The organism is Pseudomonas paraversuta (assembly GCF_904063065.1).
In the GTDB taxonomy this organism is placed as follows: Bacteria; Pseudomonadota; Gammaproteobacteria; order Pseudomonadales; family Pseudomonadaceae; genus Aquipseudomonas; species Aquipseudomonas paraversuta.
Genome location: NZ_CAJFCL010000003.1, coordinates 267,125 through 279,709 on the forward strand (window position 1 = coordinate 267,125; position 12,585 = coordinate 279,709).

11 protein-coding genes are annotated in these 12,585 nt (G+C 58.0%); all 11 read right to left on the bottom strand.

The window, feature by feature from the left end; genetic code table 11:
- Positions 1–31: 31 nt before the first annotated feature.
- A complete protein-coding gene (locus JQ845_RS07285) occupies positions 32–706 on the bottom strand; it encodes a NuoB/complex I 20 kDa subunit family protein (RefSeq protein ID WP_003446989.1) in 675 nt (224 codons plus the stop codon).
- A 10-nt stretch (positions 707–716) separates the two neighbouring features.
- Positions 717–1,130: an NADH-quinone oxidoreductase subunit A gene (locus JQ845_RS07290; protein ID WP_003446990.1), complete on the bottom strand. Its 414-nt coding sequence runs from the start codon at positions 1,128–1,130 to the stop codon at positions 717–719.
- 629 nt (positions 1,131–1,759) lie between these two features.
- Positions 1,760–3,085 carry an isocitrate lyase gene (aceA, locus tag JQ845_RS07295; protein ID WP_003446991.1) on the bottom strand — a complete coding sequence of 442 codons (1,326 nt, stop codon included), beginning with the start codon at positions 3,083–3,085 and terminating at the stop codon, positions 1,760–1,762.
- A 240-nt stretch (positions 3,086–3,325) separates the two neighbouring features.
- A complete protein-coding gene (locus tag JQ845_RS07300; protein ID WP_203008816.1) occupies positions 3,326–4,054 on the bottom strand; it encodes a secretin N-terminal domain-containing protein in 729 nt (242 codons plus the stop codon).
- Positions 4,055–4,249: 195 nt separating this feature from the next.
- Entirely contained in the window at positions 4,250–4,672 is a 423-nt protein-coding gene (locus JQ845_RS07305) for a GNAT family N-acetyltransferase (protein ID WP_003447004.1), read from the bottom strand.
- Positions 4,665–5,831 carry a ribosomal protein uL16 3-hydroxylase gene (locus JQ845_RS07310; RefSeq protein ID WP_003447014.1) on the bottom strand — a complete coding sequence of 389 codons (1,167 nt, stop codon included), beginning with the start codon at positions 5,829–5,831 and terminating at the stop codon, positions 4,665–4,667. Before JQ845_RS07310 ends, JQ845_RS07305 begins: the two co-directional genes overlap by 8 nt.
- 83 nt (positions 5,832–5,914) lie before the next feature.
- The gene (gene purB, locus JQ845_RS07315; protein ID WP_003447016.1) at positions 5,915–7,285 is read right to left on the bottom strand and encodes an adenylosuccinate lyase; all 1,371 of its coding nucleotides are present in this window, start codon (positions 7,283–7,285) and stop codon (positions 5,915–5,917) included.
- A 128-nt stretch (positions 7,286–7,413) separates the two neighbouring features.
- Positions 7,414–8,037, bottom strand: coding sequence for a high frequency lysogenization protein HflD (gene hflD, locus JQ845_RS07320; RefSeq protein WP_003447017.1), 624 nt, complete (start codon positions 8,035–8,037; stop codon positions 7,414–7,416).
- Positions 8,034–9,167, bottom strand: a complete 1,134-nt coding sequence (mnmA, locus tag JQ845_RS07325; protein ID WP_003447019.1) for a tRNA 2-thiouridine(34) synthase MnmA — start codon at positions 9,165–9,167, stop codon at positions 8,034–8,036. Before mnmA ends, hflD begins: the two co-directional genes overlap by 4 nt.
- Before the next feature lie 59 nt (positions 9,168–9,226).
- On the bottom strand, positions 9,227–9,673 hold the full coding sequence (locus JQ845_RS07330; RefSeq protein WP_003447021.1) for an NUDIX hydrolase: 447 nt from the start codon (positions 9,671–9,673) through the stop codon (positions 9,227–9,229).
- A gap of 195 nt (positions 9,674–9,868) precedes the next feature.
- Positions 9,869–12,091, bottom strand: a complete 2,223-nt coding sequence (locus JQ845_RS07335; protein WP_003447023.1) for an NADP-dependent isocitrate dehydrogenase — start codon at positions 12,089–12,091, stop codon at positions 9,869–9,871.
- Positions 12,092–12,585 lie beyond the last annotated feature (494 nt).

Genomic DNA, 12,585 nt, shown 5'->3' on the forward strand with positions numbered 1-12,585 from the left:
TGTCTCGTTCTATTAAAGAAGCAGAGCTGGATCAGACTTCGTCGGGGCTGCGCAGGTTGGTCACCTGAATACGCTGTTCACGGCGCTGTTCCTTTTGTGACGGCATCTCGGCGCGATAAACGCCTTGTTCGCCGACAACCCAGGAAAGTGGGCGACGCTCCTGGCCAATCGACTCTTGCAAGAGCATCAAGCCCTGCAGAAAAGCCTCTGGGCGGGGTGGGCAGCCAGGCACGTAAACGTCCACGGGCAGGAACTTGTCGACCCCTTGAACCACGGAGTAAATGTCGTACATGCCACCGGAGTTGGCGCAAGAACCCATGGAAATAACCCATTTAGGCTCAAGCATTTGCTCATAGAGACGCTGAATGATCGGCGCCATCTTGATGAAGCAGGTACCGGCAATAACCATGAAATCCGCCTGACGCGGCGATGCCCGGATAACTTCGGCGCCAAAGCGCGCGATGTCGTGGGGCGCCGTGAAGGCGGTGGTCATCTCCACGTAGCAGCAGGACAGACCGAAGTTGTACGGCCACAGGGAGTTCTTACGTCCCCAATTGACCGTATTGTTCAGTACGTCCTCAAGCTTGCCCATGAAGATGTTTTTGTGGACTTGATCTTCTAACGGATCGGAAACGGTTTCCCGTTTGCCGATCGGGTACTGCTCGTTAGGAGCATCCGGGTCGATCCTGGTGAGTTCGTATTGCATCGCCAAAGCCTCATTGTTTCAGCTTGGCCTGCCGCTTACGACGAGCTTCCGGTGCCCAATCAAGAGCACCCACCCGAAATAGGTAGACAAGGCCTGCCAACAGAATTGCTATGAAAACGAGAGCTTCGACGAATCCGGTCCAGCCGCTTTCGCGAACAGACACAGACCAGGCAAAGAGAAAAAGGGCTTCGATATCGAAGATCACGAACAGCATCGCGACCAGATAGAATTTGGCTGAGAGCCGCAAGCGGGCGCCACCGGTAGGTAGCATGCCCGACTCGAACGGTTCGTTTTTGCTGCGACCCCAGGCTTTTGACCCGAGGAGGCTGGAGACGCCGAGCATGAAGGCACAAAGGCCGACAACACCGAGAAGGAAAATGGCAAAGCCCCAGTTGTGGGCTATGAGTCCTGTCGCTTCGGGCATGCTGGTAATCCTTAACAGAGAGCAAAGGTCTCTGAGCTTAAAAAAGAAATAAAGCAGTGACGATATGTCGCAGCGCTATTGATGGCCGGGATTTTATGGCTAAACACCCGGCAAGTAAATTTTCTAAGATGAATTAATTCAATCCTTTAGTGGTAGAGACATCCATAAAGACTGTCCAGGCCACGTTGTACGGGCATTGCAGCGTGTTTTGGTGATTATGTTTGGTGGGGCAACCAATCAACAAAAGCAACTCTAAATGATAATTAATATCGTTTAAGCGCTTGTCTGTGAGGACTCCGCTGCGGGGGTGTGTGGAAGTTGGCTTATATATGTACCGGATGCAAGTTCCGGACTTGGCTTTTTACCCGATTCTTGTTTCCGGGTATGGACCTGGATCAGTTTTTCGTCGATTCAAAAGGTGTCGCTGCATGGGCTCGGTGCAGGTGCTGGCTTGCCAGTGACGCTGTCGTGCCGCAAGGAGGCATGGAAGCTGTCGCCGGCCAGCCAGTTTCTGCGGATCAATGGTCAGCAAAAAAAAGCCCCGAACCAGTCGGGGCGTCATGTTCAAGGCATTGCGTGTTTTTCTCGGCAGGTCAGGCAATGTCCCTGTTTCGTTTTTCGGCTGGCAATCAGTGGAACTGTTCTTCTTCAGTAGACCCGGTGAGGGCGGTTACTGAGGACGAGCCGCCTTGAATCACGGTGGTCATGTCGTCGAAGTAGCCAGTGCCCACTTCCTGCTGGTGCGCCACAAAGGTGTAGCCTTTGGCGGCGTCAGCGAACTCCTGCTCCTGCAGCTTCACGTAGGCGGTCATGTCGTTGCGGGCATAGTCGTGTGCCAGGTTGAACATGCTGTGCCACATGTTGTGGATGCCGGCCAGGGTGATGAACTGGTGCTTGTAGCCCATGGCTGACAGTTCGCGCTGGAACTTGGCGATGGTCGCGTCGTCCAGGTTCTTCTTCCAGTTGAAGGACGGCGAGCAGTTGTACGACAGCAGCTGGTCCGGATATTCCTTTTTGATCGCTTCGGCAAAGCGACGGGCTTCGTCCAGATCCGGTTTGGCAGTCTCGCACCAGATCAGATCGGCATACGGTGCGTAAGCCAGACCGCGGGCGATAGCCTGGTCCAGGCCGGCACGTACTTTGTAGAAGCCTTCCTTGGTCCGCTCGCCGGTGACGAATGGCTGGTCGTACGGGTCGCAGTCAGAGGTCAGCAGATCTGCTGCGTTGGCGTCGGTGCGGGCCAGGATGATGGTCGGTGTGCCGGCAACGTCTGCAGCCAGACGGGCTGCGGTCAGTTTTTGCACGGCTTCCTGGGTAGGCACCAGAACCTTGCCGCCCATGTGTCCGCATTTTTTAACCGAAGCCAGCTGGTCTTCGAAGTGAACGCCGGCGGCGCCTGCTTCGATCATGCTCTTCATCAGTTCGTAAGCGTTCAGCACGCCGCCGAAACCGGCTTCGGCGTCAGCCACGATCGGTGCGAAGTAGTCGATGTAACCCTGGTCGCCCGGGTTTTTGCCGGCTTTCCACTGGATCTGGTCGGCGCGACGGAATGAGTTGTTGATGCGCTTGACCACGGTTGGGACCGAGTCCACCGGGTACAGCGACTGATCGGGGTACATGGATTCAGCAGAGTTGTTGTCTGCTGCCACTTGCCAGCCCGACAGGTAGATAGCCTGGATGCCGGCCTTGACCTGTTGTACTGCCTGGCCCCCGGTCAGGGCGCCCATGCAGTTGACGAAATCTTTCTCGGGACGGAAGGACGGGTGTGCGCCCTGTGTCACCAGTTTCCACAGCTTGTCAGCGCCCATTTTTGCGAAGGTGTGCTCGGGTTGAACCGAGCCGCGCAGGCGGACCACGTCAGCAGCGGAGTAATCGCGAGTCACGCCTTTCCAGCGTGGATTTTCGGCCCAGTCTTTTTCAAGGGCTGCAATTTGCTGTTCGCGTGTCAGTGCCATGGAGATAAACCTCGTCGCATAGGTCTGGGTTGAAAAGTAGTTGCTCCACCAGGCACACAACAATGTTGTTAAGCGTGAATGGCTACTCGCTACAGACTCAGAGCCATTTGGGGGCCTCTGATTAGCGGGAGCGGGGCCATCATGCCTCTGCATTTTTACGTCGTCAAATGTTTTGTAGTGCTTTTTTCAAGGCACTACATAATTGCCGAAAAAACGACTTGCCGGTCAGTTTCGGGCCTTTTAGTCGAGAGCGTCTACTTTGACCCGCAAGGTCATGTCATCCGTTCCCTGGGTAGAGTAGGTGCGGGTTCCAGCCTGCTGGCCGGCCATATTCCGGCTATTGCTGCCGGCGAGGGTGATCCACTGACCCAGCGGGCCGCTGACTTGTGTGTCGGTATTTTGAATGTTCACTACATCCGGCTGTTCCTGGCTCATGCTGTCGCGGTTGGCGTTGATCGCCAGGTGTACCGTTTCACCTGTGACAGTGGCGGTCACGTAGAAACCCCGGGTGACATCCCGGTATTCGGTTTGCGTCAGCAGTCGTCCATACGCGTCTGTCTGAGTGCTGGTGAGTGGCACGCTCTGGCCGCTCTGGATAAACGCAGGCACCCCTTCGGTGGCCTGGATCTGCTGGGTGCCGCCATTGCGACTGGCCGTGCTGATTACCCGTGTTGAGCTGCTGGCGTCAGGCAGGTTGTTGTCGCTGGTATCCACGGTGATCAGCAGGCGCCTGGCTGGCTTGTCGAGTTGCGCAAGCAGGTCTTCGAGGTTTTTGATTTTTGAGGCAGAGGCCTCGACGATCAATTGATTGCCGTAGGCGCTGACTTTGCCGTTTTTACCGATAAAGTTCTGTGCGATGGGCAGCAGGTCGGTGCTGGTGCGGTTCTGCAGGGTGATGACCTGGGTATCGGCCAGGGCGCTGATGCTGCACAACAGTGCCAGGCTGGCGATGATGGCGCGTAGGGACATGTCCGTTATCTCCGCAATGCTGAAAAGGCATGGAGCGAGTGTGCCAGATAGCAAAACGCCCTGCGATCCGAAGATGGCAGGGCGTTTGGCTGGATCTTTTGCGGGAGCCGGCTTGCCGGCGATTGGGATGGCCCGTTCCATGGCTCGGAACGAGGCGCTGCTATCGCGGGCAAGCCCGCCCCCACAGGGCGAGCATCAGCCCGCGCGCACCATATCAACGTGGGGAATACCTGCTTCCAGGAACTCCTCGCTGACGATCTTGAAGCCCAGTCGCTCGTAGAACGGCGTGGCGTGCACCTGGGCACTGAGCATTTGTTGCTTCAGGCCGCGCTTTTCAGCTTCGTTGATGGTTGCCTGCATCAGCGCATCACCGACTTTCAGACCGCGCCAGTCCTTGAGCACTGAAACCCGGCCGATATGGCCGTCAGGCAAGAGCCTGGCGGTACCAATCGGAAAGTCGCCTTCATAGGCCAGAAAATGCACTGCGTCGGCATCGTCTGCGTCCCACTCCAGCTCGGGCGGTACATGTTGTTCGGCAATAAACACCGCTTCACGAATGCGTCGAAGTTCGGCGTTGTCCTTTTGCCAGTTGGCGACACGTACGTGAATCTTATTCATCGGCGAACCCCAGGCTTCCTTGTTTAACCAGCTCGCAGAGCAGGTTGCGTCCGTCTTCATCGGCCAGCCATGGGCCGAGGTTGTCACTGTGCAGTGCGTCGGCGGCACAGATCATTTTCAGCAGTTCGCGCAGCTTGCCCGGCAGCAGGCGGCTTTGACCGCTGGCAAACAGCAGCAGGTCTTCATCGACTTCGGACCAGGCCAGGCGGGCGCTCGGGTTGCGGATCAGGACCGCGCCCTGTTCCAGGCTGCCCAGCAGGTCTTCTTCTTCGAGCTCCGGCCCGGTAACGAGTTCCGGATAGCGCGGTTCGGTCATGAACTGGCCGAACCAGGTCAACAGCATGCGCTCATCGCTCATGTGCTCGGCCAGCAAGCCCTTCAGGCGATCCAGTGCGTCGTGCTGGATCTGGTGCGGATCGCTGACCGGCTGCGCGTCGGCATCGGTATAGCGTTCTTCGTCCGGCAGGTACTGGCTGAGGAAGTCGGTGAAGTGGGTCAGCACTTCAGCTGCGCTTGGGGCGCGGAAACCTACCGAATAGGTCAGGCAGTCATCCACGGCCACGCCGCAATGGGCCAGGCGCGGAGGCAGGTACAGCATGTCGCCCGGCTCCAGGGTCCACTCGTCGGTGGCCTGGAAATCGGCCAGGATGCGCAGGTCGGCGTGTTCCAGCAGTTTGCTTTCGGAATCGCACATCTGGCCGATCTGCCAGTGGCGCTTGCCGTGGCCTTGCAGCAAGAACACGTCGTAGTTGTCGAAATGCGGACCAACGCTGCCACCCGGGGCGGCATAGCTGATCATCACGTCGTCGATACGCCAGCTTGGCAGGAAGCGGAAGTTTTCCAGCAGTTCGCCGACTTCAGGCACGAACTGATCGACCGCCTGCACCAGCAAGGTCCACTCACGTTCTGGCAGTTTGCCGAACTCGTCCTCGGCGAACGGGCCGCGGCGCAATTCCCATGGGCGCTCGCCGTGTTCGATGACCAGGCGTGATTCGACTTCTTCTTCAAGTGCCAGGCCGGCCAGTTCGTCGGCGTCGATCGGGCTTTCGAAGTCAGGTATGGCCTGACGGATCAGCAAGGGTTTCTTCTGCCAGTAGTCGCGCAGGAATTCCCGCGCAGTGATGCCGCCCAGAAGTTGAAGAGGAATATCAGGATTCATGTGTAACCTATTGAAAAATTGCGCTTTGTAATCGGGAATAAAAACGCCCGGCACGGCCGGGCGTTAGTAGGTCGTTGCAGCGGTCAGATGCGCTTGGCCTGTTCGATCGCGTTGCCAATGTAGTTGGCTGGCGTCAGCAGTTTCAGCTCGGCTTTGGCTGCTTGCGGCATTTCAAGGCCGTCGATGAAGGTTTGCAGTGCTTCTGGGCTGATGCCCTTGCCGCGGGTCAGCTCTTTGAGCTTCTCGTACGGGTTTTCAATGTTGTAGCGGCGCATTACGGTCTGGATCGGCTCGGCCAGGACTTCCCAGCAGGCGTCCAGGTCAGCAGCGATTTTCTGAGCGTTAAGCTCAAGCTTGCTGATGCCTTTGAGGCTGGCTTCGTACGCGATCACGCTGTGAGCAAAGCCCACGCCGAGGTTGCGCAGTACGGTGGAGTCGGTCAGGTCGCGCTGCCAGCGGGAAATTGGCAATTTGCTGGCCAGGTGCTGGAACAGCGCGTTGGCGATACCCAGGTTGCCTTCGGAGTTTTCGAAGTCGATCGGGTTGACCTTGTGCGGCATGGTCGAGGAACCGATTTCGCCGGCGATGGTGCGCTGCTTGAAGTAGCCCAGGGAGATGTAGCCCCAGATATCGCGATCGAAGTCGATCAGGATGGTGTTGAAGCGAGCGATGGCGTCGAACAGCTCGGCGATGTAGTCGTGCGGCTCGATCTGCGTGGTGTACGGGTTGAAGCCCAGGCCCAGTTCGTCTTCGATGAAGGCGCGGGCATTGGCTTCCCAGTCGATCTGCGGGTAGGCCGACAGGTGGGCGTTGTAGTTGCCCACGGCGCCGTTGATTTTGCCCAGCAGCGGGACTGCGGCCACCTGGGCGATTTGACGCTCCAGACGGTAAACCACGTTGGCCAGCTCTTTGCCCAGAGTGGTCGGCGAAGCCGGTTGGCCGTGGGTGCGCGACAGCATCGGCACGTCGGCGAACTTGATTGCCAGTTCGCGGATGGCTTCTGCGGTCTGGCGCATCAGCGGCAGCATCACGTCATCACGACCTTCGCGCAGCATCAGTGCGTGGGACAGGTTGTTGATGTCCTCGCTGGTGCAGGCAAAGTGGATGAATTCACTGACGTTGGCCAGCTCTGGCAGCTTGGCAGCCTGTTCCTTGAGCAGGTACTCAATGGCTTTGACGTCGTGGTTGGTGGTGCGCTCGATCTCTTTGACGCGCTCGGCGTGTTCCAGAGAGAAGTTTTCGGCCAGTTCATTCAGAACGGCGTTGGCTTCGGCGGAGAACGCCGGGACTTCAGGGATGGCGGCGTGAGCAGCCAGGCGCTGGAGCCAGCGGACTTCAACCAGAACGCGAGCACGGATCAAGCCGTATTCGCTGAAAATTGGGCGCAGGGCCTGGGTTTTGCCGGCGTAGCGGCCGTCAACAGGGGAAACCGCAGTGAGCGAAGAAAGCTGCATGGGGTGTTCTCGGACAGTCGGGCAACGAAATGGGGCGCGTATCATACATGAAAAAAACGGCCGGTCCGTTGCCAACTGACCGGCGTCATACGCATATCGACGTTACAAAGTGTGCCTGCTGGCGTGTTTCAGTTTCCGCGCAGCATCGGGTAAAGCTCTTTGAGCAGCTTGCGACGGCTGATTACCAGCTGCCAGCGATGGCCACCCAATTGACGCCAAAGCCGCGCTGAACGGATACCGGCCAGCAGCAGGGCGCGAATTTTTGCGGCGTTGTTCGGTTGTTGCAGATTGCGCATGTCACCGTGCACCTGAATGCGCTGGCGCAGCGTGCTCAGGGTGTCCTGGTACAGCGCGCCACAGGCGGCCACCACGTTTTCGTGGGCCGGGCCGAAGTGTTCGACCTGTGACTGGATCTGCGGCAGACGTTTGCCGATCAGTTCCAGCATGTCTTCACGCTTGGCCAGTTGTCGCTCCAGGCCGAGCATCGACAGGGCATAGCGCAAGGGCTCGCGCTGCAGTGTATTGGGGTCGCGCTCAAGGGCGCCGATCAGGGCCCGGTAGCCTTCACGCAGATTGATGTCGTCACCACCGTAGACTTCGAGCGTGTCCTTGGGGTCGCGAATCAACAGGCTGCCAAGCATGCAGCTCAAGTCAGCTTCGCTGACCTGGCCGGTTTTGGCGATTTTGTCCACCAGTACTGCAGCGAGGAACACACCGCCCAAGGCTATCAGTTGCTCCTGAGTGGGGTTCATGCGCGGCTGTCCTTGCTGGTCCAGGGTTCGGCAACTTCAATTACGCCACCGCCCAGGCACACTTCGCCGTCGTAAAACACCACGGACTGGCCGGGGGTGACGGCGCGTTGCGGATCATCGAAGGTGGCGCGATAGCCGGTAGCGGTCTTTTCCAGCGTGCAAGGCTGGTCGCTCTGGCGATAGCGGACCTTGGCGGTCAGGCGCAACGGGCTGCTCAGGTCGATCGGGTTGACCCAGTAAATTTCGGAGGCGAGCAGGGCGCGGGAAAACAGCCACGGGTGATCGTTGCCCTGGCCGACGATCAGCTCGTTATGCTCAAGGTCTTTGATCAGCACGTACCACGGCTCGTCACTGGCGTCTTTGAGGCCGCCGATGCCCAGGCCCTGGCGCTGGCCGATGGTGTGGTACATCAGGCCGTGGTGGCGGCCTATGACTTCACCTTCGGTATTTTTGATCTCGCCCGGTTGTGCCGGCAGGTATTGCTTGAGGAAGTCGCTGAAGCGGCGCTCGCCGATAAAGCAGATCCCGGTGGAGTCCTTTTTCTTCGCGGTGGCCAGATCGTGCTTTTCAGCAATCTTGCGCACTTCGGGCTTTTCCAGTTCGCCGACCGGGAACAGGGTCTTGGCGATTTGTTCGCCGCCTACGGCATGCAGGAAATAGCTCTGGTCCTTGTTCGGGTCCAGGCCCTTGAGCAGCTCGGTGCGGCCGTCAATATCGCGACGGCGCACATAGTGGCCGGTAGCGATCAGATCGGCACCCAGCATCACGGCGTAGTCGAGGAACGCCTTGAACTTGATTTCACGGTTGCACAGGATGTCCGGGTTCGGCGTACGTCCGGCCTTGTATTCGGCCAGGAAGTGCTCGAACACGTTGTCCCAGTACTCGGCGGCAAAGTTGGCGGTGTGCAGCTTGATGCCGATTTTGTCGCACACGGCCTGGGCGTCAGCCAGGTCATCCATGGCGGTGCAGTAATCCGTTCCGTCGTCTTCCTCCCAGTTCTTCATGAACAGGCCTTCCACCTGGTAGCCCTGCTCCATGAGCAGAACGGCGGAAACGGAAGAATCGACACCGCCGGACATGCCGACGATGACGCGCTGTTTTTCGGGGGCGACTAAGGCTGGATCACGCATAAGGTTTCAATGAGTGTCTTGAAAAAGGACGCGATTCTAGCAGGCCCGAGCGCTCAAGGCTAAACCGAAGGGCGGATTAACGTCAGGTCGAACAGTTTACCGTCCAGATAATCGTCGATGCACTGCAGACTCAGCTCGCTGCGCCAGCGATGGCGTTGCTCTATCAGCTCGTCGCGGGTCATCCATAGCGGGCCGATGATGCCGGTATCCAGCTGGTAGTCGGGGTGGTGTTTAACCGCTTTGCCGGCAAAGCACACGCGCTGGTAGGTCACGCCATTGCTGGGGGCGGTGTACAAATAAATGCCGATCACGCCGGTAAGTTCGACGTCGTAGCCGGTTTCTTCGAGGGTTTCGCGGATTGCAGCGTCGATCAGGCTTTCGTTCGGATCAAGATGGCCTGCGGGTTGGTTGAGCACGGCGCGTTCGCCTTTGAGCTCTTCGACCATCAGAAAACGGCCATTGTCTTCAACGACAGTGGCGACGGTGATGTGGGGTTTCCATTCCATGTGTAGGCCCTATGGGGTGCGGGGAGGGGCAGGATATATCCTGTGGGAGCTTGCAAGCCAGCGCTCAGCTGGTGCGGCAGGTCAGATGCTGTGTGGTGAGCGTCGCCGCCAAGCCAGCTGCCATGGGGTTTGTATTGGCCCAAAAACACAAACCCCGGCGTCGTGGGCCGGGGTTTGTGTTGTTGCCTGTTGCCCTTACGCGGAAGCGATGATCGCGTTCAGCGTGGCGCTAGGGCGCATTACTTTGCTCACCTTGTCGGCGTCGGCGTGGTAGTAGCCACCGATGTCGACCGGCTTGCCCTGTACGGCGTTGAGTTCGGCAACAATTTTTGCCTCGTTCTCGGCCAGGGCTTTTGCCACAGGGGCGAACTGCGCTTGCAGTTCTTTGTCTTCAGTCTGGGCGGCCAGGGCTTGAGCCCAGTACAACGCCAGGTAGAAGTGGCTACCGCGGTTGTCGATATTGCCGACTTTGCGCGATGGCGACTTGTTGTTGTCGAGGAACTGGCCGGTGGCCTGATCCAGGGTCTTGGCCAACACCAACGCTTTCGGGTTGTTGTAGGTTGTGCCCAGGTGCTCCAGGGAGGCAGCCAGTGCCAGGAACTCACCCAGCGAGTCCCAACGCAGGAAGTTTTCTTCCAGCAATTGTTGCACGTGCTTGGGAGCCGAACCGCCTGCGCCGGTTTCAAACAGACCGCCGCCATTCATCAGCGGTACGATCGAGAGCATTTTGGCGCTGGTGCCCAGTTCCATGATCGGGAACAGGTCGGTCAGGTAGTCGCGCAGTACGTTGCCGGTCACCGAAATGGTGTCCAGACCCGCACGGGTGCGTTCCAGGGTGAACTTCATGGCATCTACCGGCGCCATGATGCGAATGTCCAGGCCGCTGGTGTCGTGATCCTTCAGGTAGGTTTCAACCTTTTTGATCATTTCGGCGTCGTGGCTACGCTTTGGATCGAGCCAGAACACGGCCGGAGTGTTGCTGGCACGAGCACGGTTCACGGCCAGTTTCACCCAGTCACGGATCGGCGCGTCTTTGGCCTGGCACATGCGCCAGATATCGCCTTCTTCAACCTTTTGTTCCATCAGCACGTTGCCGTTGCTGTCGGTTACCCGAACTACACCAGGGGTCTTGATCTGGAAGGTTTTGTCGTGGGAGCCGTACTCTTCGGCTTTTTGCGCCATCAGGCCAACGTTTGGCACGCTGCCCATGGTGGTCGGATCGAAGGCGCCGTGCTTCTGGCAGTCTTCGATGGTCGCCTGGTAGATGGTGGCGTAGCAGCGATCCGGGATCACGGCTTTGGTGTCTTGCAACTGGCCTTCGGTGTTCCACATTTTGCCGGAATCACGAATCATGGCCGGCATCGAGGCGTCAACGATGACGTCGCTCGGTACGTGCAGGTTGGTGATGCCTTTGTCGGAGTTCACCATCGCCAGCGCAGGGCGATCAGCGTACACCGCCTGGATATCAGCTTCGATTTCAGCTTGCTTCTCGGCCGGCAGGGCCTTGATGCGAGCGTACAGGTCGCCGATGCCGTTGTTCAGGTTGAAGCCGATTTCTTTCAGGGTGTCAGCGTGTTTATCCAGCGCATCTTTGTAGAACTCAGCCACGATCTGACCAAACATGATCGGGTCGGAGACCTTCATCATGGTGGCTTTCAAGTGAACCGAGAACAGTACGCCCTTTTTCTTGGCGTCTTCGATTTCGGCCGCGATGAACTCGCGCAATGCCTTTTTGCTCATTACGGAGCAATCGATGATCTCGCCGGCCTGAACCGCGGTTTTCTCTTTCAGGACGGTGGTGGTGCCGTCTTGAGCGATCAATTCGATTTTAACGCTGCCCGGGGCTTCGATCAGGGCAGACTTTTCGCTGCCATAGAAGTCGCCTTCGCTCATGTGAGCGACGTGGGATTTGGAGTCGGTACTCCATGCGCCCATTTTATGCGGGTGCTTGCGGGCATAGTTCTTGACCGACAGCGGTGCGCGGCGGTCGGAGTTGCCTTCGCGCAGTACCGGGTTTACGGCGCTGCCCATGACTTTGCTGTAACGCGCTTTGATTTCTTTTTCAGCGTCAGTAGTCACGGTCTCCGGGTAATCCGGAATGTCAAAGCCCTGCGCTTGCAGTTCTTTGATCGCGGCCTGCAATTGCGGGACCGAGGCGCTGATGTTAGGCAGCTTGATGATGTTGGCTTCAGGTGTAACGGCCAGGGCGCCCAGTTCGGCGAGGTGGTCTGCTACAGCCTTGGCACCCAATTGCTCGGGGAAGCTGGCAAGGATACGGCCTGCCAGAGAGATGTCGCGCGTCTCAACGGCGATATCAGCGCTAGCGGTAAAGGCTTCGATGATAGGCAGCAGTGAATAGGTGGCGAGCGCCGGAGCTTCGTCGGTGAAGGTATAGATGATCTTCGAACGGTTGGGCATTTCGGATTAACTCTCTTCTTTGCTGAGCGTGCTCAGATACTCGAGATGCGCAGGGTAGGCGCTTTCGTTCACAGTGAACAATGAGCCGAAAGTCGAGGTTCTTCGCGGTGATGTGAATGCATCAGTAGAGCGTCAAGCGGTCGAGCCGGGGTAACGACTCAGCCTTTCTAGGCCTGAAAGACTCATTCCAGTAGGTGTATCTGAGTGACTCCGTGGTCACCGGCGCAGTATACATAGGTCACTAATGTTCCTGCGAGGGCTGCGCAATATCGGAGATCATCCATTGGTCTAAGAATGGATTGTACGATGTGCCGGTAGCTGGTGCCTGGTCCTTTGTTTCCGGGCTTGTCCGGACAATGTCACACCGAGGGTATTAATGTGGAGCATCGGTTTTGCGCGTTGATTTAACCTGATTGTGCCCGGCCATAAAAAAACCGGCCGGTTCGGGTAGGCGAACAGGCCGGTTTTTTTTGTGGCAGGTTGTGTGCTGGCAG

What these genes read in the sequence shown, in the direction of transcription:
- JQ845_RS07285 (WP_003446989.1), bottom strand. Translation starts at nt 706, where the DNA reads ATGCAATACGAACTCACCAGGATCGACCCGGATGCTCCTAACGAGCAG.
- JQ845_RS07290 (WP_003446990.1), bottom strand. Translation starts at nt 1,130, where the DNA reads ATGCCCGAAGCGACAGGACTCATAGCCCACAACTGGGGCTTTGCCATT.
- aceA (WP_003446991.1), bottom strand. Translation starts at nt 3,085, where the DNA reads ATGGCACTGACACGCGAACAGCAAATTGCAGCCCTTGAAAAAGACTGG.
- JQ845_RS07300 (WP_203008816.1), bottom strand. Translation starts at nt 4,054, where the DNA reads ATGTCCCTACGCGCCATCATCGCCAGCCTGGCACTGTTGTGCAGCATC.
- JQ845_RS07305 (WP_003447004.1), bottom strand. Translation starts at nt 4,672, where the DNA reads ATGAATAAGATTCACGTACGTGTCGCCAACTGGCAAAAGGACAACGCC.
- JQ845_RS07310 (WP_003447014.1), bottom strand. Translation starts at nt 5,831, where the DNA reads ATGAATCCTGATATTCCTCTTCAACTTCTGGGCGGCATCACTGCGCGG.
- purB (WP_003447016.1), bottom strand. Translation starts at nt 7,285, where the DNA reads ATGCAGCTTTCTTCGCTCACTGCGGTTTCCCCTGTTGACGGCCGCTAC.
- hflD (WP_003447017.1), bottom strand. Translation starts at nt 8,037, where the DNA reads ATGAACCCCACTCAGGAGCAACTGATAGCCTTGGGCGGTGTGTTCCTC.
- mnmA (WP_003447019.1), bottom strand. Translation starts at nt 9,167, where the DNA reads ATGCGTGATCCAGCCTTAGTCGCCCCCGAAAAACAGCGCGTCATCGTC.
- JQ845_RS07330 (WP_003447021.1), bottom strand. Translation starts at nt 9,673, where the DNA reads ATGGAATGGAAACCCCACATCACCGTCGCCACTGTCGTTGAAGACAAT.
- JQ845_RS07335 (WP_003447023.1), bottom strand. Translation starts at nt 12,091, where the DNA reads ATGCCCAACCGTTCGAAGATCATCTATACCTTCACCGACGAAGCTCCG.